The organism is Vreelandella lionensis (assembly GCF_002087295.1).
Classification (GTDB): domain Bacteria; phylum Pseudomonadota; class Gammaproteobacteria; order Pseudomonadales; family Halomonadaceae; genus Vreelandella; species Vreelandella lionensis.
On sequence record NZ_MWVI01000050.1, the window covers coordinates 190,831 to 216,858 of the forward strand.

General features: G+C 57.1%; 10 protein-coding genes and 13 pseudogenes. 7 read left to right on the plus strand and 16 right to left on the minus strand.

Annotated features, from left to right (window positions below):
- Positions 1-2 precede the first annotated feature (2 nt).
- Positions 3-1,819 (minus strand): annotated as a pseudogene (locus B4967_RS06585) (putative nucleotidyltransferase substrate binding domain-containing protein).
- A 605-nt stretch (positions 1,820-2,424) separates the two neighbouring features.
- On the opposite strand from B4967_RS06585, the gene B4967_RS06590 reads away from it, so the two are divergent.
- The 4 genes and pseudogenes from B4967_RS06590 (at position 2,425) to B4967_RS06605 (ending at position 9,170) form a co-directional block, all read left to right on the plus strand.
- Positions 2,425-2,685, plus strand: a complete 261-nt coding sequence (locus tag B4967_RS06590) for a DUF4212 domain-containing protein (protein WP_083024295.1) — start codon at positions 2,425-2,427, stop codon at positions 2,683-2,685.
- A 6-nt stretch (positions 2,686-2,691) separates the two neighbouring features.
- Positions 2,692-4,473 carry a sodium:solute symporter family protein gene (locus B4967_RS06595; RefSeq protein WP_083024297.1) on the plus strand — a complete coding sequence of 594 codons (1,782 nt, stop codon included), beginning with the start codon at positions 2,692-2,694 and terminating at the stop codon, positions 4,471-4,473.
- A 134-nt stretch (positions 4,474-4,607) separates the two neighbouring features.
- Positions 4,608-5,117, plus strand: a complete 510-nt coding sequence (locus B4967_RS06600; RefSeq protein WP_083024298.1) for a hypothetical protein — start codon at positions 4,608-4,610, stop codon at positions 5,115-5,117.
- Positions 5,118-5,230: 113 nt separating this feature from the next.
- Positions 5,231-9,170, plus strand: a pseudogene (locus B4967_RS06605) (hybrid sensor histidine kinase/response regulator).
- Between the two features lie 71 nt (positions 9,171-9,241).
- Here B4967_RS06605 and B4967_RS06610 read toward each other — a convergent pair.
- The 5 genes and pseudogenes from B4967_RS06610 to B4967_RS06620 all read right to left on the minus strand — a co-directional run bounded on the left by B4967_RS06610 (position 9,242) and on the right by B4967_RS06620 (position 12,839).
- Positions 9,242-9,904, minus strand: a complete 663-nt coding sequence (locus B4967_RS06610) for a LuxR C-terminal-related transcriptional regulator (RefSeq protein WP_016916171.1) — start codon at positions 9,902-9,904, stop codon at positions 9,242-9,244.
- A gap of 273 nt (positions 9,905-10,177) precedes the next feature.
- Positions 10,178-10,378: a hypothetical protein gene (locus B4967_RS18950; protein ID WP_422821843.1), complete on the minus strand. Its 201-nt coding sequence runs from the start codon at positions 10,376-10,378 to the stop codon at positions 10,178-10,180.
- Positions 10,371-10,580: an AMP-binding enzyme gene (locus B4967_RS18955; RefSeq protein ID WP_243470383.1), complete on the minus strand. Its 210-nt coding sequence runs from the start codon at positions 10,578-10,580 to the stop codon at positions 10,371-10,373. Before B4967_RS18955 ends, B4967_RS18950 begins: the two co-directional genes overlap by 8 nt.
- Positions 10,565-12,130: pseudogene (locus tag B4967_RS06615) on the minus strand (acetate--CoA ligase). Before B4967_RS06615 ends, B4967_RS18955 begins: the two are co-directional and overlap by 16 nt.
- A gap of 169 nt (positions 12,131-12,299) precedes the next feature.
- Positions 12,300-12,839 (minus strand): annotated as a pseudogene (locus B4967_RS06620) (SprT family zinc-dependent metalloprotease).
- Between the two features lie 87 nt (positions 12,840-12,926).
- On the opposite strand from B4967_RS06620, the pseudogene B4967_RS06625 reads away from it, so the two are divergent.
- Positions 12,927-13,606 (plus strand): annotated as a pseudogene (locus B4967_RS06625) (YecA/YgfB family protein).
- Positions 13,607-13,611: 5 nt separating this feature from the next.
- Here the strand turns inward: B4967_RS06625 and B4967_RS06630 are convergent.
- From B4967_RS06630 to ampD, 8 genes and pseudogenes are all read right to left on the minus strand, one after another.
- Entirely contained in the window at positions 13,612-14,733 is a 1,122-nt protein-coding gene (locus tag B4967_RS06630; protein WP_083024300.1) for a phospholipase D-like domain-containing protein, read from the minus strand.
- A 37-nt stretch (positions 14,734-14,770) separates the two neighbouring features.
- Positions 14,771-15,483, minus strand: a pseudogene (locus B4967_RS06635) (class I SAM-dependent methyltransferase).
- Positions 15,480-16,182 (minus strand): annotated as a pseudogene (gene tsaB, locus B4967_RS06640) (tRNA (adenosine(37)-N6)-threonylcarbamoyltransferase complex dimerization subunit type 1 TsaB). Before tsaB ends, B4967_RS06635 begins: the two co-directional pseudogenes overlap by 4 nt.
- Positions 16,183-16,293: 111 nt before the next feature.
- Positions 16,294-16,948, minus strand: a pseudogene (gene adk / locus B4967_RS06645) (adenylate kinase).
- Between the two features lie 265 nt (positions 16,949-17,213).
- Positions 17,214-19,090: pseudogene (aceF, locus tag B4967_RS06650) on the minus strand (dihydrolipoyllysine-residue acetyltransferase).
- Positions 19,032-19,229: a biotin/lipoyl-containing protein gene (locus tag B4967_RS21245; RefSeq protein WP_422821844.1), complete on the minus strand. Its 198-nt coding sequence runs from the start codon at positions 19,227-19,229 to the stop codon at positions 19,032-19,034. The pseudogene aceF and the gene B4967_RS21245 overlap by 59 nt, the downstream one beginning before the upstream one ends.
- Positions 19,230-19,287: 58 nt before the next feature.
- Positions 19,288-21,960 (minus strand): annotated as a pseudogene (gene aceE / locus B4967_RS06655) (pyruvate dehydrogenase (acetyl-transferring), homodimeric type).
- A gap of 388 nt (positions 21,961-22,348) precedes the next feature.
- Positions 22,349-22,941, minus strand: a pseudogene (ampD, locus tag B4967_RS06660) (1,6-anhydro-N-acetylmuramyl-L-alanine amidase AmpD).
- 82 nt (positions 22,942-23,023) lie between these two features.
- Here ampD and nadC point away from each other — a divergent pair.
- On the plus strand, positions 23,024-23,878 hold the full coding sequence (gene nadC / locus B4967_RS06665; protein ID WP_083024302.1) for a carboxylating nicotinate-nucleotide diphosphorylase: 855 nt from the start codon (positions 23,024-23,026) through the stop codon (positions 23,876-23,878).
- Between the two features lie 4 nt (positions 23,879-23,882).
- Here the strand turns inward: nadC and B4967_RS06670 are convergent.
- A pseudogene (locus B4967_RS06670) lies at positions 23,883-24,412 on the minus strand (N-acetyltransferase family protein).
- Between the two features lie 145 nt (positions 24,413-24,557).
- On the opposite strand from B4967_RS06670, the pseudogene tsaA reads away from it, so the two are divergent.
- Positions 24,558-25,311: pseudogene (gene tsaA, locus B4967_RS06675) on the plus strand (tRNA (N6-threonylcarbamoyladenosine(37)-N6)-methyltransferase TrmO).
- Here the strand turns inward: tsaA and purC are convergent.
- Positions 25,308-26,024 carry a phosphoribosylaminoimidazolesuccinocarboxamide synthase gene (gene purC, locus B4967_RS06680; RefSeq protein ID WP_083024304.1) on the minus strand — a complete coding sequence of 239 codons (717 nt, stop codon included), beginning with the start codon at positions 26,022-26,024 and terminating at the stop codon, positions 25,308-25,310. The pseudogene tsaA and the gene purC sit on opposite strands and share 4 nt — an antisense overlap.
- Positions 26,025-26,028: the final 4 nt, after the last annotated feature.

The following is a 26,028-nucleotide window of genomic DNA, read 5'->3' on the forward strand; positions in this document are numbered from 1 at the left end:
GCTCACGAATACTCCAAATGGTAACGATGGGAAAGACGCTGCTTAAAGTCTTTCACGATGTGTAGGGCTTCACGCAACAAGTCCCGTTCTAGCGAAGAGAGCTCCTGAACGACCACTCGATTGGTGCGTTTAGGGTTGGCGTTATCCAACTCCTGAAGCTGCTGACGAAGGCGTAGCTCGGTAAACAGCGCCAGCGCCTCGCCTAGATCATCAGCAAAGCGGCGGTCAAGCCGCCCATCGGCGGCCAAGGCATCTAAGCGGTCCAAGGTAGAGGTCGCATTAATGCGCCGCTCAAGGGCCATCGTACGCACACCGTGGACTATCGGGAAAATACCGCCTTTTTTGATATCAATACCGTGCTGGGGCTTTTTCAGCGAGCCAAATAGCGTCAGCGGCGTCGAGAAGCGCAGTGCCGCCTGGGCAAAATAAGAGAGCAAAAGCTCATCGTGAGGCAACGCTCGAACAGTGCGTCGCGCACTTGATCCAATAGCGCGGGGTTGCCCGCCACGCCGTGGGAATCGAGCAGAATGGCCAGTTTCATCAGACTATCGCCATCACGGGCATTGACCCACTTGACAATGTTACTTTTCCACTGTGACACCGTGCCTACCCACTCGGGGTTTGAGACCATGATGTTGCCGGGGCAAGGTGGATAGCCGAGCTTTATCAACGTCTCGGTGAGTGCTGACATATCCTCACTCACCGTGAGCCATTGGCAGTCATCTGCCAGAATCAAACCGTTATCCTGATCGGTTTTGAGAATCTGCTCGCCGCGCCCTTCGCTGCCCATCACCATTAAGCAGCTTTGGGTGTGGTACTGCTCAGGCACTGTGAAGCTCCACGCTTTGCTCATAATGCGGCCCGTTCAGCGCCGCCAACAGATCCATGGCAAAACGCAGCTTTACGCCCTGCGCCATCAGCGCATTCACTAATTCCGGCGTACGCTGGCTGGCCGCCGCCAGCGCTTCCAGACTGTTGGCCTGCTCCACCTGCAGGCTGACCACGTAGCTACGGCTAGAGAAGAAGCTCAACACGTCCATTAGCTCAACGACGCCTTTAACACTCTCCCCTTCCATTACCACCACCCGCGCCACTTTATGGCGGGTCATTAAAATCAGCGCTTCAAACAGGTACTGCTCGGGAGCTACCGTGACCAAGGAGACGTTGGCCAGCGCTTCAACCGGTGTTGCCTGGGTGCAGTTACCCAATACCAACCCATTGAGCAGATCGGTTTTGGTCACCATGCCCAGGGCGCCTGCAGTAGCGACCAGTAGACTGTCGGCATGGCTATCATTTAGCTGTCGAACAGCGTCATGAATACTCTTTGAGGCATCAATGAGCAGCGGCTCACGCATACACTCATTCACTTTGGCCAGCATAAAGCCCGCCATGGTGACGCCGCCTTCGGCGCGTTTTTCGGTGAGCAGGCGCGCTTTGTGTGAGAGCGACTGCTTAAAGAACTGCTCAAACGGTGCATAGTGACGGCACAGTTGAGTAAACAGCGCTTTAGGCATCACATAGCACAGGCACTCTTGTTCAGCTTGGAAGCGGTAGCGGCTTTTGCCGTTGAGGATACTGATGGCGCCAAACAAATCGCCTGCGGTGTAGTGGCCAATGCGCGCACTAGCAGCAGGCAGGGTGGGATCAAGCTCGGCGACCCGGCTTTATGAATCAAGAAAACGGATTCGCCCGCCTGACCCATCTCCAGAATAATTTCATCGCGTTCAAAGTAGGCAATATCCTTTCCGCGACGAACATGATCGCGCCCCGCCTCATCCATCAGCGTAAACGGTAGCTGAGACAGATCCACTTCCACCATGGGTGACCTCGCTCAAGCGCAATGATTAGGAAGGACAACGAACTGTTTGATTACTTTTCAACCAATACATTCATTATACTTTTTGCTATAGCGCTAACGTCCTTAACGACGTTCGGTTTAGCGACTAAAGTAGCGACTTTTTAAACACAATCAAACCAACTAAACGCCTCTTATTAAGGTAGCAAACATTACTTTTAACCGAGCCATAGACAATTGTCCTATCACTTCTCAGGTGGCGTTTAAATATCGATGAAAAATCAATGAAAATAATGCTTTATATTCAAGATAACCAATTTTACTGCCTTGCAAAGAGCACCTGATACCAAAGTCTGGGATTTATTTTTTGCAATTATTGCCCAGTATTATCAACGAGTCATACAGGGTAATCGCACACCACCTGTCTAACGCACTTCAAGCCGTTGACGATAACTTGCCGATCACCCCTTAACGACACAAGACGGCTTAAAAATAAGAGGTGACGTGCTTGGCAACGCTGACTTACCGCTCAGTATCAAACGGTTTTCAATGCGGAGTTGCCCTGATGAACCACACGCTATCTTGAGTTCACTTTCCAACCCTAAAAATCACAACTGGAGAGCAACACAATGGCAGACGATAAATCCAATGCTGCTGAATACTGGAAGGCCAACGTCCGGCTAATCTTCGGATGCATCGCCGCTTGGGCATTTGTCTCCTATGGATGCGCCATCCTGTTCCGTCCGCTACTTGCGGGTATTCCCGTTGGCGGTACGGACCTGGGCTTCTGGTTTGCTCAGCAAGGCTCCATTCTTACCGTCATCGTGCTGATCTTCTTCTACGCCTGGAGAATGAACGCGCTCGACAAAAAATACGGCCTGGGGGAGTAAGCCAGCATGAGCCAGTTTGCAATCAACTTACTGTTTGTTGGCGCCTCGTTTGCGCTCTATATCGGGATTGCGATATGGGCGCGAGCGGGCTCCACCAAAGACTTCTATGTCGCCGGTGGCGGCGTACACCCGATTACCAATGGTATGGCTACAGCGGCCGACTGGATGTCGGCGGCGTCGTTCATCTCTATGGCGGGACTTCTGGCCTCTGGCGGTTACGCTAACTCCACCTTCCTAATGGGGTGGACAGGTGGGTTCGTTATCCTAGCCATGCTGCTAGCGCCTTACCTACGTAAGTTTGGCAAGTTCACTGTGCCCGACTTCATTGGTGACCGCATCTACAGTAAAACCGCTCGTTTCGTAGCGATTTTGTGCTTGATTATTGCCTCTGTAACCTACGTTATTGGTCAGATGACCGGTGCCGGCGTTGCCTTCTCACGCTTTTTGGAGGTCAGCAGCACTGCAGGTATCTGGCTAGCCGCGCTGATCGTCTTCCTCTACGCGGTGTTTGGCGGTATGAAAGGCATTACTTATACCCAGGTAGCGCAATACATCGTCCTAATCGTGGCCTACACCATCCCGGCCGTGTTCATTGCTTTCCAACTGACGGGCAATCCAGTCCCTATGTTCGGCATGTTCAGCACGCACACCGAGTCGGGTGTACCGTTGTTGGAAAAACTTGATGATGTGGTAAGTGCACTTGGCTTCCAAGACTACACTGCCGACGTGGACAACAAGCTCAACATGGTACTGTTTACGCTATCGTTGATGGTCGGTACTGCCGGTCTGCCCCACGTTATCATTCGCTTTTTCACCGTACCGAAAGTATCTGATGCGCGTTGGTCTGCCGGTTGGGCGCTGGTGTTCATTGCACTGCTATACCTCACCGCGCCAGCGGTAGGTTCTATGGCTCGCTTGAACTTGATGACCACGGTCTATCCAGAAATGGCTGGCCAAACTGAAAACTACGAAGAAGCAGCCCAAAACCCAATCCTTTACGAAGAGCGTCCTGAGTGGTTCCGTACCTGGGAAGAAACCGGCCTGATCACCTACACCGATGCCAACGACGATGGTCGTATTCAGTTCTACAATGACGCAACTGACTACGCTGACCGTGGCTGGGAAGGCAACGAGCTAACGGTTAATAACGACATCCTGGTACTGGCAAACCCTGAAATTGCCAACTTGCCTGGCTGGGTCATTGGTTTGATCGCAGCGGGTGGTATCGCCGCGGCACTCTCTACTGCTGCAGGCTTACTACTGGCAATCTCGTCAGCTATCAGTCACGACTTGATCAAAACCATGGTCAATCCGAAAATTTCCGAGAAAGGGGAAATGTTAGCCGCACGAATTTCAATGGCGGGCGCGATACTTCTGGCGACCTATATGGGGCTTAATCCGCCAGGGTTTGCAGCACAGACGGTGGCATTGGCCTTCGGTATCGCCGGTTCTTCACTATTCCCCGTGCTGATGATGGGTATCTTCTCCAAGCGGATGAACAGCTCAGGCGCGGTAGCCGGTATGCTAGCAGGCTTGATCTGCACCCTGCTCTACACCTTCACCTTTCTGGGCTGGTTCTTTATTCCAGGCACCAATATGCTGCCTAACACGCCTGACAACTGGTTCCTTGGCATCTCTCCGCTCTCCTTCGGGGCAGTGGGCGCGATGATCAACTTTGCCGTTGCCTTTGCGGTCTCCAGAGTGACAGCACCACCACCGCAGGAAATTCAGGATCTTGTGGAAAGCGTTCGTTATCCTAAAGGTGCTGGCGGTGCTATCAGTCACTAAGTCATAATCCCTCCTAACGTATTCTCGCTATTATGAGTTACGTGTTGGAAACGACCTCACCATCGGGCTTCCTTAGGGAGGCCCGATGGCTTTTATAGACAGCTCTTATTGACGGCTTTTTTAAAGGATATTTTATGATATGGCATTTGATCGCCGCCGTTTTTGCTGGCCTTGCGGCCGCAGGGATTGGCTTGATACTGCGCACGCTGAGCGGCAAACGCCTACCCAAGTGGATCGTTCCGGTGTGTGGCGGGTTAGGTATGCTGGGCTATCAAATTCAAGTGGAATACACGTGGTTTGAACATAAACAGGCGCAGCTTCCCGATAGCGCTACGGTAATTTCAACGGAGAGCAGCACAGCAGTATGGCGCCCATGGACCTTTGCCATCCCGATGACCACCAAATTTAGCGTGGTCGACAGTGAAAATATTCGCACGACCGAACAAGATGGCGCCCGTTTAGCAGAATTTATTCTTTATCAGATTGAGCGCCATCACACCGATATTTTGATCACCCAGCCCTACTTACTCAACTGTGAGACCCGCGAGTTGGTACCGCTGGATAAAGAGTCTCGCGAGCCTATTCTCAAAGAGATACGGACGCTGCGTGAGACCTCTCCGCTCCTCAGCAACGTGTGCTCATAGGCAAATAAAATTTGTGGTGTAAACAAGCTTAGGGAATGGTCGTACACAGCCCGCTGTTTCGCCTAGAATAAAGCCTTTTGATTAGCGCACCACACTCTGGCGGGGAGAAAGGCATGTTTCACGGCGGGCTACTGGTCGCGGTATCGCTACTCTATATTGCCGTTTTATTCGGGATAGCCTGGTACGGTGACCGCCGCGCGCGTACCCATGGTGCCACTCGGCGGCGCCCAATCATTTATAGCCTAGCGCTGGCGATCTACTGTACGTCATGGACCTTCTACGGCGCGGTGGGTCAAGCTGCCACCGCGGGCTGGTCGTTTGCCAGCATCTTCGTGGGGCCTATTCTGACGTTTTTGCTCTTCTGGCCTGTGCTGGCGAAGATGATCCGCGTTGCCAAGCACCAAAACGTCACCTCCATTGCCGACTTCATCGCCTCCCGTTACGGTAAAACCCAATCGCTGGCCGCCTTTGCTAGTCTGGTTGCCCTTGTCGGCACCCTGCCCTACATCGCGCTACAGCTAAAAGCGGTCTCCACCACGTTCAGCGTGCTCACCGAGGCTTCTGATGTTACTCATACGCCACTGTTTGGCGATACGGCCTTTTATGTGCGGTGGTAATGGCCATCTTCGCGATTCTATTCGGCACCCGGCATACCGATGCCACTGAACACCATGAAGGTTTAATCCACGCCGTCGCGTTTGAGTCATTGGTCAAGCTGCTGGCCTTTGTCGTCCTCGGCGCTTTGGTTACCAGGGGCATGTTCGATGGCCTGGGTGAGCTGATGGGGCACGCAGAGAGTCAGCTTGAACTTCAGCGCCAGCTCGCCAATCAGGATTTTGGCCAGAGCTTCTGGGCGCAGACCCTGCTCGCTATGCTGGCCATTCTATGCCTGCCGCGCCAGGTTCACGTGGCCGTGGTGGAAAACATCCATCCCGATGATGCCACTCAGGCTCGCTGGCTGTTTCCGCTTTACTTGCTGGCGATTGCCTTTTTCGTAGTACCACTGGCCGCCGCTGGCCTGCTGCTGTTTTCAGAAAGCGGCGTGGAGCCCGATACGTACGTACTCGCCCTGTCCATGGCCCCGGGCCAGCAGTGGCTCACGCTGCTCACGTTTATCGGCGGATTCTCTGCCGCAACGGGCATGGTGATTGTAGCGGCGGTGGCTGTCTCAATCATGATCTCGAACGAAATTGTGATCCCGGCGCTCTTCAGGCTGCGCTGGTTCGACACCAAAGCCCGAGACTATGGCCGTTTGGTGCTGCGCGCTCGCCGCCTCACCATCGTGGCCGTGCTGGCCATGGCGTACGGCTTTTATCAGCTGATTGGCGAATTCACCTCGCTGGCCTCCATCGGCATGCTCTCGTTTGCAGCGGCGGCCCAGTTTGCTCCGGCGCTGATTGGCGGGCTGTACTGGAAGCGCGGCAACCGCTTAGGCGTCATTGTGGGCAGGACCGTGGGCTTTGCTATTTGGGCGTATAGCCTACTCATGCCCGCCATGATTAACGCTGGAGTGCTGCCTCAAGCGTGGCTTGCCGGTGGCCCGCTGGGGCTTAACTGGCTGTCGCCCACGGCGCTGTTTGGCCTGAACATGGGCGATGCCTTTACCCATGGCGTGATGCTTTCGCTAGGGGTCAATCTGTTCTGCTATATCTTTGTCTCACAGATCACCTCCCAGCGGGTGGTCGAACGCATTTAGGCGTCGCTGTTTGTGGATAGCGTCGAAACCCGCCAAACCTCCGTTAATCGCCCCTGGACAGGGGCCACAACGGTGGGCGATTTGAAAGTGCTGTGTGAGCGCTTTTTAGGCGCGGGCCAAGTCGACCGTGCCTTCGATGATTACGCACGCAGAGCAGGCAAGCCGCTGGATGACGGCACCCGCGCCTCCATCGACGTGATCCAATTTACCGAGCGCTTTCTCGCTTCTGTCCTGGGGGCATCGTCGGCACGGATCGTGGTGAACTCTGCACTTCAAGGGCGAGGCATCGGTATTTCCGATGTTATCTCCATCGTGGATGAGGCCTCCCAGGTGCTGGAGTTCAACCGTGCCCTGCTGCAGGCCACCATCGAAAACATCAACCAAGGCATCAGCGTGGTCGACCAGAACCTGCGCCTAGTGGTGTGGAACCAGCGCTATTTAGAGCTGTTCCGCTTCCCCGACCACATCATTCGCGTCGGCGCACAGATGGATCGTATCTTCCGCTATAACGCCCATAACGGCGAGTACGGGCCTGGCGACCCGGAAGAGCACGTGCAACTGCTGCTGGATAACATTCGCGATGGCCAGCCCCACCGCTACGTACGCTACCGCCAGGACGGGAGCGTGCTGGAAGTACAGGGCAACCCGATGCCCGGCGGCGGCTTTGTCTACACATATCAGGATATTACCCAGCAAAAGCGTATCGAAGAGGCGCTGATCCGCTCAGAAAACAATATCCGCATCTATACCGATAACGTCCCGGCACTCATTGCCTACTTCGATAAAGAGAGCCGCTACCTGTTTACCAACCGCGCCTACGAACAGGCGTTCAACATCGACCGCAACGCGGTGATTGGGCGGCGCTACGAAGACGTGCTGCCGGTGAAACAGGCTGAAGAGCGGGTGCCCTGGGTACAGCGCACCCTGGCCGGTGAGCGGGTCAGTTTTGAAGTCTCCAGGCGGGTCAACGACGCCATGCGCTATATGCTGGTGACCTATACGCCGCACTTTGGCGACAGCCAATCGATTTTGGGTTTCTTCGCTCTGTATCAAGACATTACCGAGCGTCGCCAAGCGGAAATCGCCCTGAAAGAGACTAACGAAACCCTGGAAGAGCGGGTGCGCGAACGTACCCAAGCACTCTCGGAGGCCAACGCCGCTCTGCGCCAGGAGAACCGTGTGCGCGCCGAAGCGGAGCAGGCACTGCGCCAAGCGAAACAGCTCGCGGAAGACGCCACGCCTCGAAAACCCGCTTCCTGGCTGCCGCCAGCCACGACCTACTGCAACCTCGGAATGCCGCGCGCTTGTTTACCTCTGCGCTGATGCAGAACATCACCGCCAGCGACACCCAGCGCACCATTGGCCATATCGACAACTCGCTGCAAGCCGCTGAGGAACTGCTGGGCACGCTGCTGGATATCTCAAAACTGGATGCGGGTGCGCTCACGCCAAGGCGCAGCCATTTCGCCTTAGCCGATATTTTCCGCCCGCTACGCGCTGAGTTTGAGGTGATGGCCGATGATCGCGGCTTGGATCTTGACGTTGTGCCCACTCAGCAATGGGTGGATTCCGACCCGCAGATGCTGCGTCGCATCGTGCAAAACTTCCTCTCTAATGCCATTCGCTACACCCAAGAAGGCCGCGTGCTATTGGGCTGTCGCCGCCAGAGTGGGCGGCTACTGATTGAGGTGTGGGACAGCGGCCCGGGGATTCCTGAATCCAAGTTAACGGAAATCTTCCAGGAGTTCCGCCGTCTGGATCAAGTCTCCCGCCATAAAGAGAGCGAAAAAGGCCTTGGGCTGGGGCTCTCCATTGCCGATCGTATGAGCCGCGTTCTGGATCACCCCATCAAAGTGCGCTCGTGGGAAGGGGTAGGCACGGTGTTCTCGGTCAGCGTCCCCATCGGTGCGGCCCGAGAAATAACCGTCGCCGATCAGGAGCCCAGCGGCCGTCGTAGCGGTAATAAGCTGGCGGGCACACGGATTGTGTGTATCGACAACGAAACGATGATTCTAGAAGGCATGACGGCGATGCTCAGCGGTGGGGGCTGGGAAGTGTTTACCGCCACTAGTATCGGTGGGGCAAAGTCGATTCTACGCAATATGGACGGTGATCCTGACGCCATCCTGGCGGATTATCACCTGGATAACGAGGTCACCGGCCTGATGGCGCAAGAAGCACTTAGTGAGCGCTTTGCAGGGGCCGTTCCCGGCATTGTCATCACCGCCGATCGTACCGAAGCCGTCGCAGAAGAGATCAAGCGGGCAGGCTACCAGCTACTGCTCAAGCCGGTGAAACCAGCCGCCCTACGCGCACTGCTCACTCGTACTCTCCAGGCCAGCCGCGCCAAACCCTAATAGTGAACCCAAAAACAGCAGCGCCGCGCTTAGAAAAATCTAAGCGCGGCCTGTTCACCTGCCGTTAGCCGTTACGACTCGACTTTCGGCGGCTCTACTTCCAGTTTCTGCGCGGCAATAACCGCCTGAGTGCGCGAGTGCACGCCCAGCTTACGCAGAATGGCCGTCACATGGGCTTTAATAGTCGCTTCTGACACATTCAGCTCGTAGGCAATTTGCTTATTCAGCAGGCCTTCGGTCAGCATGTTCAGCACGCGAAACTGCTGGGGTGTTAGCGAGGCAATCGCCTCAGCAAAGCGCGACTCCTCTTCACTGGTCTCTTCCAGTACGTTGGCGAGTGCTTCCGGTAACCACACCTCACCCTGCAAAATCTCGCCGACCGCTTCCGCGATCAGTTGCAGCGATGATGATTTAGGAATAAAACCAGAGGCACCGTAGTCGATAGCACGACGCACCACGTAGGGCTCATCGCTGCCGGACACGACGGCTACCGGAATATCCGGCATCTGCCCGCGCAGTTGGATGAGACCCGAAAAGCCGTGGGCACCAGGCATATGAAGATCCAGCAGAATTAAATCCGCATCGGGGTGTCGATTAACGACCTCAGTGGTGGCTTCCATGGTGTCGGCTTCGACAATCTCAGCCTGGGGGGCCAACTGGCGCAACGCCTGGGTGAGCGCTGCACGAAACAGCGGATGGTCGTCAGCGACGATAAACTTATGGGCTACTGCCATGGATATTCCTCCGGTTCCTCGAGCAGCGGGGTTGCCTGCCGCCGCGACGCTAGGCTCATACGGTTGAAGCATGGTACCCCATGGGCTTCATCATGCCCAAGCATCACATGCACAATTTGTTATTGAGACGTCATCCGAACAGAAACAGCAGTGCCGGCCCTATGGCCGGCACTGCATCGGATAAGCGCAGTTTGCCTGATCGTAATGATCAAACGCTTGACGTCCGTCATTGAAAATCGCCCCCACTGCTGAATGTCAGCGGGGGCGATTAGATTACTGATTTGCCCGATGCTCAATCAAGTCATCGACGACCGATGGATCTGCCAGCGTGCTGGTATCACCCAGACCATCGCACTCGTTGGCGGCAATTTTGCGAAGAATGCGGCGCATAATTTTACCTGAACGCGTTTTCGGCAGCCCCGGTGCCCACTGGATAACATCCGGCGAGGCAATCGGCCCGATATCTTTACGCACCCACTGAGTCAGCTCTTTCTTTAGCTCGTCTGTGGGGTCGATACCGTCGTTCAGGGTAACGTAGGATGTAGATACCCTGACCTTTGATATTGTGGGGGAAGCCCACCACCGCCGCTTCGGCCACAGCAGAGTGCGCTACTAGCGACGACTCGATCTCAGCAGTACCCATACGGTGGCCAGAGACGTTCAGCACGTCATCCACACGGCCGGTAATCCAGTAGTACCCATCCTCATCACGACGGCAGCCGTCACCCGTGAAGTACATGCCGTCATAGGTGGAGAAGTACGTCTGAACAAAGCGCTCGTGGTCGCCCCAGATAGAGCGTGCTTGCCCCGCGGCCAGGAGTCTAGAATCACCAGGTTGCCTTCGGTAGCACCTTCCAGCGTGTTGCCCTCGTTATCGACCAGGGCAGGTTTAACGCCGAAGAAAGGCGTCGTTGCTGAGCCCGGTTTCAGGTCGGTGGCCCCCGGCAGCGGTGCAATCATGATGCCGCCGGTTTCTGTCTGCCACCAAGTATCCACAATCGGACACTTCTCGTTGCCGATCACGCGGTAGAACCACTCCCACGCTTCGGGGTTAATCGGCTCACCCACCGAGCCCAGTAAGCGCAGCGAGTCTCGCTTGCTGGAATCCATCACGCTGTCACCGTGTGCCATCAGTGCGCGTACGGCAGTAGGAGCAGTGTAGAGGATATTGACCTGATGCTTATCGACGATTTCGCCCATTCGGCCGTGGGTCGGATAGCTCGGCACGCCTTCAAACATCAGCGTAGTGGCACCGTTCGCCAGGCGGGCCGTAGACGATATAGCTGTGACCAGTCACCCAGCCCACATCTGCCGTACACCAGTAGATTTCGCCCTCTTGGTAGTCAAAGACGTACTGATGCGTCATGGCAGCGTGGTCAGGTAACCGCCGGTGGTGTGCTTCAAGCCTTTCGGCGCACCGGTGGAGCCTGAGGTGTAGAGAATGAACAGCGGATCTTCCGCATTCATCGCCTCAGCTGGGCACTCGCTGGACTGTTTGTCGACCAGCTCGTCAAACCAGATATCGCGGCCTTCCTGCCAATCGATCTCTCCACCAGTACGTTTCACAACTAGCACGTTCTTGCACACGTCGGTGCCATCGCGCTTGAGCGCGGAGTCGACGTTCTCTTTCAGCGGCACATGTTTACCACCGCGAACCGACTCATCGGCAGTGATCACCAGCTTGGAATCTGCACCGATGACCCGCTGGGCCACAGCGTCTGGCGAGAAGCCGCCAAATACCACCGAGTGCACCGCACCGATACGGGCGCAGGCCAGCATAGCCATGGCCGCTTCGGGAATCATCGGCATGTAAAGCGTGACGGTATCGCCTTTCTGAACACCCAGCGATTTCAAGCCGTTTGCTAGCTGATTGGTGCGCTCGTAAAGTTCGCGATAACTAATATGTTTGGATTCATTGGGGTTATCGCCTTCCCAAATAATCGCCGTTTGGTCGCCGCGCTTCTCTAGGTGGCGATCTAAGCAGTTCGCCGCGACGTTAAGTTCGCCGTCTTCAAACCAGCGAATATCGACGTTATCTCGGGCGAACGAGGTGTTTTTGATTTTGCTGGGGGTTTTAATCCAGTCGAGGCGTTTTGCTTGCTCGCCCCAGAAACCTTCTGGGTCGTCCATGGACTGCTGATACATTGCCGCATATTTATCTTTATCGGCCCATGCCTTGGCAGCGATGCTATCGCGCACTGGATAGACGTTTTTATGCTCGCTCATGAAATTGCCTCTGTCCGTGAAGTTGCACTCTCTAGAAAATGGTGTCGGCCTTATTATTGACTACACCGACGCGCGTAATATTTGCCTAGCATAAACCTGTCCTGAACGGCTTCCCTTTAGACATTGGTATTAGCGTTTTTTATTTTAAAAACAATGATTTAAAATAGCATCACAGGTTTTTAAATGCGCTGTAGACCAAGGTCTGATCACAATGGCGGCAACGATAACGACGCCCCTTTACCACGGCATGACGTCTGGCGGTAAAATGATGGAGCCACACTCATACCGATAAGGACGCGGTTGGGAACGCTGAATATCAAAGCGGTGAGTCACCCGTGGCACCAAGCCAAACAGATTTCGCATCACCGACTGCCACTCGCGGCCGTGGGGCTTTAAGCGCGTGCCGTTGGCCAGATGAGAAAGACCAGCCAGTGGGCCATCTCGTGGGGAATCACTTCATCGAAGAAGGCTTGTCGATTGTCTTCAACAGCACTGGGTTAAAGCGTAGTCCACCCCGCCCAAGATGCGCTTGCCCTGCTGAAGCACCTTTCAAATCAAACCATACCTTTGGGGCAGGCAGCGCTGGGTAGACTTCTCGGCAGCGTGCCAGGGCCTGCGCCACGCGCTCTTGAGCTGCCTGAAGCAACGCGTCATGAGAACGCGACATGAGCTCATCGCGCGGCCAAGGGGGCAGTGGTGACGTCTTCATTAGTGATAAACTAGCCATTAGTGACGTTGCTCGATTGTGACGGATCGACAGCGGTTTTCAAAGATGACGTTGACCACGAGGCTCCCCATGGCAGAGCGCAATACCGTGACCGAAGCAAACTCGCCCGACAATGCCCCGCCTCAGCCGCTGCTTGATGATGACAGCTCGACAGGCTGGATGATTTTCTCGATTCAGAGCAAGTGGGCGAAGATGCCCTCGATCTGATTTCAGCCCACGGCTTTCTCGTCGCCTTGGCGGTTGCCCCTAGCGAGCAGCCCACCGTGCAGTGGCTAGAGGAGCTATTCCAAGGCGAACCCAACTACCGCGACGCCGCCGAGAGCGAAGAGATCATCCAGCGGCTGACGCTACGGCGCGACAACGCCATGGCGGTACTGGAGCAAGGAGGCCTACCGGAGCTGCCCTTCGAGCTAACCCTGGATGGCCTCCCCGCCGAAGAGACGCCGATTGGCGACTGGTGTGCAGGCTTTATGGAAGCGGTGTTCAGCGACGAAAGCGCCTGGTTCCAGGATGACGAAGAGGCCGCCGCAACGCTGCTGCTGCCGTTCATGTCACTGTCGGGGCTGTTTGACGACGAACCCGATATGGCCGAGATGGCCAAAGATCAGGCCAGCCAAGAGTCCTTCGTTGCTCAACTGCCCGAGCTGGTGCTTGATCTTTACCTACACTACCGCGTACCGCCGGAAACCCCCAAGCCGAAACCGCGTAAAAAAACGCCCGCCAAGGCTAAAGGCAAAAAGCGCAAATAACCGCGCTATTTAAGGCGCATCACAAGGCCATCCACGACGCCATACACCCACTCCTTGGCCCGTTGCCCCCAGGGGCGCGCGGCCCAGGCAGCAGCATCCACCTCTTGGCTGGCGGCAAAGTTACGCTCGAAAAGCGCCTGCACTTCGCAGGCAAACGCCGAGTCTTCGATCTCCTGATTGGCCTCTAGGTTCCAGTGCAGGTTCCAGGGGTCAAAGTTACAGGAACCGAGGCTAACCCACTCATCGGCCAGGACGAACTTGGCGTGTATAAAGGTCGGCTGGAACTCGAAAATACGCACGCCCGCTCTCAGCAGCCCTTGATAAAAACGCTGACCCGCATAGCGCACGCCGGGGTGGTCGTGCTTGGCACCGGGCAGTAGCAGACGAACGTCGACGCCTCGCCGGGCGGCTCGAATCAGGCGACGACGCAGCGCAAATGTCGGCACAAAATAGGGCGTGCACAGCCACAGCCGCTGGTGAGCGCTACTAGCCCGAGCATAAAGCGAGTGGCGAATCGCTTGATAGCGATAGCCCCTGGCCGACATCACTCGCCCGCGAACGCCATCCTCATGAGCGGTGGCGCTGCGCTGCGCCGGTAGCGGAATAGGCGTTTGGCTACCGGAAGCCTGCCGGGTAAGCCGGGACCGCCACAGACGACGAAACAGCACCTCCCAGTCCGCGACGGCCGGGCCTTCGATGCGTAGCACAATCTCGTCCCACGCTTGCAAAAACTCATCCACCGCGCCGAAACCGCCAGTAAAGGCGATCTCGCCATCCACCACCACGATCTTACGGTGGTCACGGCTAAGATTGCGTGCTAGAGAGTGAAAGCCAATCGGGTTGAACAGCTGCAACGCCACACCCGCTGCCTGCAAACGTTCACGGTCGCTTCGCTCCAATCCCATGGCGCCATAGCCGTCTAGCAATAGATAGGTTTTCACCCCTCGCCGCGTTGCGGCTTCTAACGCGTCAATGACTTGGTTTGCGAGCTCGCCGGACTCCATCAAATAGAGCTCCACCAGCAAGTAGTGCTGCGCCTGACTCACCGCCTCAAACATCGCCGGTAAAAAGCGCGATGCTTCCGGCAGCAGAATCACACGATTTCCTTCTCGCCACTCGTGCTGCATAGAGACTCCTTCTCTTGCTACGCTGCTTCATCCACGCTCAGCGGCTGAGTGAACGATGAACGTACAGATCGTAGCGGCTCGTTTTGCCTTCCAGCGTGTGCTGCGGCGCAGGCCCAGCAATGGGCGGCGCCCTACGCGGGCGTTTCACCACCACCCGGTGGGTTGCCACCTCGAGCGCAGCCTCCAACAAGCCTGGGGCATCGTCATCATCCCCGGCCAGCTCACGAAACACGCGCATCTCTTTTTTCACCAGCGCGGACTTTTCGCGATGGGGGAACATGGGGTCCAGATGAATGACCTGAGGTGCAAACTCGGCTTCCGCCACCAGAGCTACTAACTGCTCGGCGGCGTCGCCATGACGCAGGCACATTCGCGCGGCAATCGCGGCCGTTTCCTCAGCGACCGCCGCACGCGTAAGGCCATCCTGAAGCAGCGCGGCAATGGCGGCGACGCGCTCAATCATCAGCACCGGCGCGCCTAGGCTTGCCAACACAAAGGCGTCGCGGCCAAGGCCTGCTGTGGCATCAACCACGCTCGGCGTGATGCCCTTGGTAAGCCCGCAGGCTTTGGCCACCAATTGCCCACGGCCGCCGCCGAACTGACGGCGGTGCGCGGCCTTGCCCGCGAGCCAAAATCAACGCTGAGCGGCTTGCCGTACTGGCGCTCATCCCCCGCTAGGGCGAGCTGACCATTCACATAGCCCAGCGTTAAGCCCGGCGGCAGCGTCACCTGTGGCACCGGCTGGCTCATGCCGGTTTTTTCCAGGCGACGTTATTGCGCAAGTACACCGGCTGCGCATCGTGGGCCGCTTGGCCTAAGCCTGCGTCCAGATCGCGAGTGGCCAGCCAAGCCATCTCCTCTGCGCGTGGCTCTAAATCCGTAAGGTGTTGCGACATGTTAGCCTGAACGCCAACAGTGAACTCATCCCAGAGGCTGAAGCCTGAACCAACGCCCACCCAATCAGTTTCATCGGCTGGCAGCCGAAATGCACCGGGCGCAATGACGACTTCGTCACTTTGTAAGCTTACGGCAACGTTTAGGCAGTGCAAGGTAGCCGCATACACTTCGCCCATGCGGGCATCCAGAGCGGTGACCACATGGCGGAAGTGGTAGCGGCGGTGTGCCTGTAGCGCTAACGCCTCAAGGGTAGAGACACCCAGCAACGGGCAGTCTAAGCCGAATGCCAACCCTTTGGGCGGCACCGGCCGCAATGCGCAGGCCGGTAAACGAGCCTGGCCCGCGCCCAAAGGCAATGGCGTTCAGCGCTTGAGGCGCAATGCCCGCATCAGCGAGCGGCTCATCCACCATCGGCATTAAGCGCTTGGTATGCGCTCGCGGGGTCATCTCATAACGCGCTAGACATTCACGCTGGCCGCCCGCTTGGCGGAGCAGGGCCGCTGAACAGGCGCTGGAGGAGGCATCCAGTGCCAGAAGGTATAACGACGACATAGCGGTGTTGACTCCGAAAAAATAGGCCCTTAGTATACCGCCACACGCCTGTAACGACGATGGCCCGCAGGAAGCCTGCGGGCCATCGTGATGCGTGACACTATGGCGTGCTTAGCTCAGCGCTTCTTTCACCTGGCGAGTGATATCCGCCACGCTGCCCACGCCTTCGACACGATGATACTGCGGCGCGGCGACCGGGTCTTCTTTCGCCAACTGCTGGTAGTAGTCCACCAGCGGCGCGGTTTGATCGTGATACACCGACAGGCGGTTGCGCACCGTGGACTCTTGGGCGTCTTCACGCTGGATCAGCGTTTCGCCGGTCACATCGTCGATACCCGGCTCTTTGGGCGGATTGTGCTCAACGTGGTACACGCGACCTGAGGCCGGGTGAACACGACGACCTGCTAAACGGCTGACGATCTCTTCATCCGGCACGGCAATTTCCAGCACGTGGTCGAGTTTCACACCGCCCTCTTTCATGGCATCTGCCTGAGGAATGGTGCGCGGGAAGCCGTCAAACAGGAAGCCATTCTCACAGTCGGGCTGGCTAATGCGCTCTTTGACCAAGTCGATGATGATGTCATCCGACACCAGACCACCGCTGTTCATGATCTCTTTGACCTTCAGGCCCAGCTCAGTGCCGTCCTTGATAGCGGCGCGCAGCATATCCCCGGTGGAAATTTGGGGAATCTTAAACTGCTCACAAATAAACTGAGCCTGAGTCCCCTTCCCCGCGCCGGGGGGCACCCAACAGGATTAAACGCATGGCACTGCTCCTTGAATGATCGTCTTGAATGGTAGTGATAGATGAAATCAATGAACCGACAATAACCGTGCCGTTCAGGCGACACAACTCCCCAAAAGCCTGAGAGCACGATTATTTTGTGTTTTTTTGAGCAAAAACAGCAAAGTGGCCAGCGTTAGTACTTTGGTCACCCTGTTTGCGCCAAACCACCGTTAACGCGACTAAGCCGTTATAAACACAAGCGGCGCCCGAAAGGGCGCCGCTTGTGGCTTGCTCTTATGTCCGCTTACAACAGTAAGCGACGGATATCGGTGAGCACGTCCGCCAGGAAGGCGGTGAAACGCGCTGCATCCGCACCGTTGATCGCGCGGTGATCGTAGGAGAGCGACAGCGGCATCATCAAACGCGGCTGGAAGGCACTGCCATCCCATACCGGCTTCATCTGCGCTTTCGACACGCCCAAGATCGCGACTTCAGGGGCGTTGACGATCGGCGTGAAGGCCGTGCCACCAATCGAGCCCAGGCTCGAAATGGTGAAGCAGCCACCGGTCATCTCTTCCCGTTTGAGCTTCTTGGTTTGTGCTTTCTTGCCTAGCTCCGCCATCTCCTTGGCAATCTCATCAAGGATTTCTTATCAGCGTCGCGCAGCACAGGCACCATCAGACCATCCGGCGTATCCACCGCAATACCGATATGGACGTAGTTTTTCCATACCAGCGTATCGCCATCGCCTTTCAAGCTGACGTTGAACTGCGGAAACTTACGCAGCGCAAAGGCACAGGCTTTGACCAGGAAGGGCAGCGGCGTGAGCTTGGCTCCCTGGGCTTCGGCTTCCGCCTTCATGGCTTTACGGAAGTTCTCAAGCTCGGTGATGTCCGCTTCGTCGAACTGGGTGACGTGGGGCACGTTGAGCCAGCTGCGATGCAGGTTCGTTGCGCCCATCTTGAGCAGGCGACCCATCGGCTTCTCTTCCACTTCACCAAACTGGCTGAAGTCGACTTCCGGCACGGCGGGGATACCTGCACCACCGCTGGCAGCAGGAGCGGCTGCCTGGGCTTTGCCCTGGTTCGCAATGGCTTGCTTAACGTACGCTTGTACGTCCTCTTTCAGCACGCGGTCTTTCGGGCCGCTGGGCTTCACGAGGCCAAGGTCGACGCCTAGCTCACGGGCCAGCATGCGTACTGCGGGTCCTGCGTGAACCAGCTTGCCGTCACGCGGCTTATGCGCGGCCATTTGCGCTTCGGGGCTGGGAGAACCCGCCGGAGAAGCCTGCTTGGCGCTGGGAGCGCTAGCGCTTTGCTGCTTGCCGCTGTCCGCTTTTTCAGGCGCCGCTTTTTTCGGTGCCGCTTTCTTGGCACCCGCGACTTCCATATAACCGATCACGTCGCCTTCAGAAACGGTGTCACCCTCTTTGACGGTGAGCTCCAGAATCTTACCCTTGAAGGGGCTCGGCACGTCCATGGAGGCTTTGTCAGACTCCAGGGTGATCAGCGGGTCTTCGACGTCAACTTCATCACCGGCAGCAACGCCAATTTCGATAATCGGCACGTCAGAAGAGCCTGACAGATCCGGCACGCGAATTTCTTTACGCTCTGGCTCACCGCTGCCGCTCTCTTCTTCGGCCGCGTCTTCTTCAGCGGGCTCGCTGTCAGCAGCAGGCTCGTCGGCCTGGGCAGGGGCGTCCGCTTCGCCGGTATCGTCACCTTCGCCCGCGATTTCCATCTGGCCGATGACGTCGCCTTCAGAGACGGTATCGCCTTCTTTAACGGTCAGCGCCACGATCTTGCCGCTGTGCGGGCTGGGCACGTCCATGGAGGCTTTGTCAGACTCCAGGGTGATCAACGGGTCTTCAGCGTTGACGTCATCGCCTTCGCTCACGGCGACTTCGATGATCTCGACGTTATCAGAGCCACCGAGGTCAGGCACCTTGATATCAACGGTTTGCTTGCCGCCGCTGGCTTTCTTCGGCGCGGGGGCCGCTTCTGGCTGCTTGGCGGGCGCGTCGGCTTCGGGCTGGCTGTCTTCTGCGGCGGCTTCCGGCTCGGCATCGCTGTCACCGCCACCTTCCACTTCCAGCTCGACGATATCGTCGCCTTCGGAGACTTTATCGCCCTCTTTCACCAACACTTTGATCACCTTGCGGCCTTTCTGGGGGCGGTACATCCATGCTGGCTTTGTCGGATTCCAGAGTGATCAGGGTGTCTTCCGCTTCAATGACGTCGCCTTCTGACACCGCAATCTCGATGATTTCGACATCGGTATCGCCACCGATATCGGGAACTTTGATGATTTCGCTACTCAAGGTCGCGCTCCTTCCAAATCGGATCGAGCCGGCGGGCAGTGGCTCGCCCGGCAGCGGTTTAGCTGGTCAGCGGGTTCGGCTTGTTGACATCGATGCCATACTTTTTCAGCGCGACGCCGACATGCTTGCGATCAATCTCACCACGGTCAGCCAGGGCACGCAGCGCGGCGACGGTGACGAAGTAGCGGTCTACTTCGAAGAAGTAGCGCAGCTGCTCGCGGGTGTCGGAACGGCCAAAGCCGTCGGTCCCCAGCACGGTGTAGTCGCTCGGCACCCAGGCACGCACTTGGTCCGCGTACAGCTTCATGTAGTCGGTCGAGGCAATCACCGGGCCGTCACGGCCTTCCAGGCACTGGGTCACGTGGGGCTTGTGGGCCTCGGCATCCGGGTTCAGGAACGCTTCACGCTCCAGCAGCAGCGCTTCACGACGCAGCTCGTTGAAGCTGGTGACGCTCCAGATGTCCGCCCCGATGCCCCAGTCGTTGGCCAGCAGCTCGGCAGCGGCTTCCACTTCACGCAGAATGGTGCCGGAGCCCATCAGTTGAACGCGACCTTTGTCACCCTGGGTCTCTTTGAGCAGGTACATACCTTTAACGATGTCGTCGGCCGGTACGTTCTCAAGCTCGGGGTGCTCGTAGTTCTCGTTCATCACGGTCAGGTAGTAGAAGCAGTTCTCTTGATCCGTGAACATGCGCTTCAGACCGTCTTGCACGATGACCGCGACTTCGTGAGCGTACGTCGGGTCGTAGCTGCGGCAGTTGGGGCTGGTGGAGGCCAGAATCAGGCTATGGCCATCCTGGTGCTGCAGGCCTTCGCCGTTGAGCGTGGTACGCCCGGCGGTACCGCCAACCATAAAGCCACGTGCCTGCAGGTCGCCTGCGGCCCAGGCCAAGTCACCGATAGGCTGGAAGCCGAACATCGAGTAGTAGATGTAGAACGGCAGCAGGGTGGCGTTGTTGTTGCTGTAGGAGGTCGCGGCGGCGATCCACGCCGACATCGCGCCTGCCTCTGTAATGCCTTCCTCGAGTACCTGACCTTTCTGGTCCTCGCGGTAGTACATGATCTGGCCTTTATCGACCGGCTCGTACTTCTGACCTTCGGCGGTGTAGATACCCAGCTGGCGGAACAAGCCTTCCATACCGAAGGTACGGGCCTCATCGGGCACAATCGGCACGACCTGCTTGCCCAGCTGCTTGTCTTTTACCAGGCCATTGAGAATGCGCACGAACGCCATGGTGGGCGAGACTTCGCGCCCTTTGGAACCGCCCATTTGCGAGGCAAGGTTTTGTCTTCCAGGCTTGGGATGTTCAGCGGCTCAAACGTGCTGCGGCGGCTCGGCAGGTAGCCGTTGAGGCGCTCGCGCTGCAGGTGCATGTACTTGAGCTCGGGAGAGTCCTCTTCCGGCTTGTAGTACGGCACGTCTTTAAGCTGCTCGTCGGTGAGCGGAATGCCGAAGCGGTCGCGGAATTTCTTCAGCGCTTCGTACTCCATGCTCTTGACCTGGTGGGCTTCGTTAGCGGCTTCGCCATCGCCGCTGCCCATGCCGTACCCTTTGACGGTGTGCGCCAGGATAACCGTGGGCTTGCCGTTGGTGGTGTTGACCGCTTCGTGGTACGCCGCGTAGACCTTGAACGGGTCATGGCCGCCACGGTTGAGCTTCCAGATATCTTCGTCGGAGAGGTCTTTGACCATCGCCTCGGTTTCTGGGTACTTACCGAAGAAGTGCTCACGGGTGTAAGCACCGCCGTTCGCCTTGTAGTTCTGATACTCGCCGTCGACCGCCTCGTCCATGCGCTTCTGAAGGATGCCTTTCTTGTCCTTCTCGAACAGCGGATCCCAGTGACGCCCCCAAACGACCTTGATCACGTTCCAACCGGCACCGCGGAAGACGCCTTCGAACTCGTCCATGACGCGGGAGTTGCCGCGTACCGGGCCGTCCAGGCGCTGCAGGGTTACAGTTGATGACGAAGATCAGGTTATCGAGGTTCTCACGGCCCGCCAGGGAGATCGCGCCCAGGGATTCCGGCTCGTCACACTCGCCGTCGCCCATGAAGCACCAGATCTTGCGGTCGTGCATGTCTTTCAGCTCACGGTGATGCAGGTACTTCATCACGTGGGCTTGGTAGATGGCCTGAATCGGGCCAAGACCCATGGACACCGTGGGGAACTGCCAGTAATCCGGCATCAGCCACGGGTGCGGGTAGGAAGAGAGGCCATCGCCATCGACTTCACGACGGAACTTGTCCATCTGCTCTTCAGACAGACGACCATCCAGGTAAGAGCGCGCGTAGATGCCCGGCGCGACGTGGCCCTGGATGTAAATCAGGTCGCCTTCAAAGTCGTCTTTGGGGGCGCGGAAGAAGTGGTTGAAACCCACGTCGTACAGCGTGGCGGACGACATGAAGCTTGCAATGTGGCCCCCCAGGCCGGGGTTGGCCCGGTTGTTACGAATCACCTGGTCAATCGCGTTGTAGCGAATCAGGGAGCGAATGCGACGCTCCATGAACAGGTCGCCCGGCATGGGCGCTTCGCGATGAACCGGGATCGTATTACGGTGGGGGGTTGTCACCGAGAAGGGCACCTGCATCCGGTCCCGGCGCAGGCGATCCGCCAGGCGGGTCATCAGGTAGCGGGCACGATCTTCGCCCTCACGATCCAGTACCGATTCCAGGGATTCCAGCCACTCCGTGGTTTCGACCGGATCGAGATCTTCTCTTGTCTCCAGACTCATAGAGGTCTCTCCGAATGACGATAAATGACAATGAGCCCCGCCAACCCTTCGGGCCTGGGGCGGCTGCGGTGTTTAGCCACCACAGGCCATACAGTGGCACGACGCGTTTGCACCGTGCGGGGGTTTTCGTTCTACATTCAACAAGCTACGCTCGTCTTGATGTAGTAAAGCTACACACATAGGGTGAAAGTTAGCCTTTTGTATATGCGAAGATACCGCAAAGTCGCCACGCTGCCAATTCCAGTGAGCCGTAAAAGACTATCCAAAACAAACTATTGCACTGCAACATAAGCGCTTTATAAGACCTTTGTCGCTGCGACTAACGCCTTCTGAATGTAGTTAAACTACCGTTTTATTGTCTGCCATCAGAACCACTTAAAGGGCGTTTTTAACCAACACTTTTATCCATTAAACGCCGTGCCAACTGCTGGCGAAAGTAAGCCCAATCAAAGGCGGGCCCTGGAACGGTTTTACGCAGCGGGGCCACCTTAGCGTGACTGGTGATTCGTTGGGACGTTAATGCTGGGTAGCGCGTCATCAGCCAGCAGGTGGCCTCGACCAGGGCAGCATACTGCGCTTTGGTAAACGGGGTGTGATCATCTCCCCCTCAAGCTCGATGCCCACGGAAAAATCATTGAGCCTTGATCGCCATGAGTTCAGCGCGGGGTCCCACCAGTAGGAACGGCCAGCATGCCAGGCTCGATGGTCGGTATCGACAAACTGAACGCACTGTCCTTCCCGGCGGATCAGCAGATGCGCCGACACCCGCAAATGGTCAATCTCAGCAAAAAAAGGGTGCTCGTTTGGGTCCAAGCGATTGGTAAACAGCGCTTCTATAGCATCGCCCGAGAACTGCCCAGGCGGCAGGCTAATGGCGTGCAAGAGCAGCAGCGATATGTCGCTGTGAGGGCGCGCATCTTGGTTAGGCGATGGCGCCTGGTGTGCCTTGGACCACTGCCCTGTCATGCCTTCTTTGTTCATGACCGCACACGCTTCCTCTACGTTAGCGTTCTGTTTCACTATAATGCCTGTCATCGAAGACGACGCCCAGAGACTCACCGCTATGAACTATCAAACTTCTCTTTCTGAAGAGATTCGCGCCTGTGCCGCTCGCCTGCTGACTGAAGACGTTGGCGCGGGCGATATCACGGCTCAGCTGATCCCCGAGAACCAATGGGCGACCGCCAAGGTGATTACCCGTGAACCCGCCGTGCTCTGTGGTGTTGCCTGGGTCGACGAGATTTTTCGCCGCCTGGATGGCCGCGTAACGCTACGTTGGCAAGCAGCGGATGGCGACCGATTGGACGCAGACCAGTGCTTCCTTGAACTGGAAGGCCCGGCCCGCAGTTTACTAACCGGCGAGCGTGCCGCCCTCAACATGCTGCAAACACTGTCGGCTACGGCCACCGCCACGCGCTGCTACGTGGACCTCATTGAGGGCACCGGAGTGCGCCTGCTCGACACCCGCAAAACGCTTCCCGGCATGCGGCTAGCCCAAAAGTACGCCGTTACCTGCGGCGGCGGGCACAACCATCGCATTGGCTTGTGGGATGCGTTTTTGATCAAAGAGAACCACATTGCCGCCTGCGGCGGTATCCAGGCGGCGATTGCCCAAGCCCGCAAACTGGCCAGCAACCTGCCGGTGGAAGTGGAAGTCGAAACCTTCGAGGAGCTAGATCAAGCCCTAGCCGCCGGTGCCGACATAGTTATGCTGGACAACTTCGCCATTGAAGACCTCCACGTGGCGGTGGAAATCAACGGTGGGCGCGCCACGCTGGAAGCCTCCGGCAACGTGGATGACTCTACGCTGAGAGCGATTGCGGACACTGGCGTCGACTGCATTTCCAGCGGCGCGCTGACGAAAGATGTTAAATCCATCGATCTGTCGATGCGGATCACCCAAACCTTTAACGTTTAATTCGTTAAGTCTCCACCGCGCTGAGCTGCTTCACTAGCCGGTACGGCGCAGCATTTCACCACTGCGTTCGACCCACTGCTCGCCGAGGTTATCGAACCCTCGGCGCAGCAGGCGCTCATAAAGCACCAAGCTTGCTTCAATTTCCACCTGAGACACGCCATGTTCCAGCAGAATACGCTCGGCATGGATCAGTAGCGTGGTGCCTATGCCGCGTCCCGCTAATGATGGCCACACGTAGAGGGTCTCAATACGTCCAGCGCTGATATTCAACTCTAAAAAACCGACGCAGCGGCCATCACAAGCGGCTACCAGCGTAGTGTATAGCGCTTGGCGCGCCGCCCAGGCGCTCGCCTCGCGGGGGAGGGCATTGGCCCAGGCACGGCGCTCATCCAGTCCGTAATGGGTGGCCGCCCCCTGCATGACAGCGTGATAAAACACTTCTGCCTGATCACCGGCATCTCGCGCTAACGCCGCGCGGTAAGTTACTCGCGACGTTGGCGTAGGAGCAGGTGCGTGTTCGTTCGTTTTCAACATGCTTCGCCTCAATGGGATTTAGCGGCTGGCAAAGAACGTCTGACTGTCTGTCACCAGCAGGCTATTTTATACTCAGCGCTACGTTACTAAAGACCACGATTTCATTGATCACGTTGGCCACGACCAACGTCCACAAGGCAGTGCTATGCACGATAGTTCAGACAGCGCGTCATTCGCGCTGACGCCCATTGGCCATATCATCAGCGACTACCCTGATAAATTCGGCGTCCCCCGCCAGCCTGGGTTAGCGCCAGCGGCCAATGCACGTTTAGTGCTCACAGCACCGTTTGATGATCCTCTCACCGTACGGGGCTTGGAAGACTTTAGCCACCTATGGATATCATTTATCTTTCATCAAAGCCCAACCCGGTGGACGCCCTTAGTGCGCCCGGCCGCGCCTGGGTGGCAACCGTAAAGTCGGCGTCTTTGCCAGCCGCAGCACCCATCGCCCTAACCGGTTGGGGCTTTCGCTGATTGAGCTATCGCACATTGATACTCAGCAAGGGGTGAGTTTGCACTTGGCAGGCTGTGACTTGGTCAGCGGCACGCCAGTGGTCGATATTAAACCATACCTGCCCTGGGCCGAAGCGAAGCCCGAGGCGCGGGCGGGATTTGCCCCCAGCGCCCCGTCACTGCTGCCCGTGAGCTTTAGCCAGGCCGCCCAGGCCAGCCTTGCCGCCCGCGCCGACGGAGCGTCGCTCTACGCGCTGATTGAGCAGGTGTTAGGCCAAGATCCTCGCCCGGCCTACCAGCGTGAAGGGCAGAGCGAGCGCATTTACGGGGTGCGACTGCGGGATGTAGACGTGAAATTCCAAGCTGTAAAAGAAACACCCCTTGAAAACGACGCCACCACCCTGAAGGTGGTGGCGATCGATACGCTGACTAACGAAACACGTTAGGCGGGAAAGGTAATCCCTAGACGACGGCCGACTTCTTCGTAGGCTTCAATGAGGCCACCCAACCCCTGACGGAAGCGGTCCTTATCCAGCTTCTCGCGGGTGTTGGCATCCCATAAACGGCAGCCATCCGGGGAGAACTCATCACCCAGTACCACCTCGCCTTTGAACACGCCGAACTCCAGCTTGTAATCCACTAACAGCATATCGCCTTCGGCAAACAGCTGCTTGAGGATATGATTCACCTTAAACGTCAACGTCTTCATTTTGGCGAGCTGCTCAGGAGTTGCCCAACCAAACGTTTCCGCCAGCGACTCATTGATCATCGGGTCGCCCTTCTCGTCGTTCTTTAAGAACAGCTCAAAGGTCGGCGGGTTCAGGGCGATCCCCTCGTCCACTCCCAGACGCTTCAACAAACCACCCGCGGCAATGTTGCGCACCACGCACTCGACCGGAATCATCTGCATTTTTTTGACCAGACTTTCGTTGTCGGAAAGCTGCTTCTCAAAATGCGTCGGGATACCGCCCTCTTCTAAACGCTCCATGATGAAAGCGTTAAAAATGTTGTTCACCATCCCCTTACGGGCCAGCGCCTCTTTCTTTTTACCATCAAAAGCGCTGGTGTCATCACGAAAGTGCAGTACCAGCAGGTCAGGATCGTCAGTGGTATAGACGGATTTTGCCTTGCCGGCATAGAGTTCTTGGCGCTTTTCCATGGAG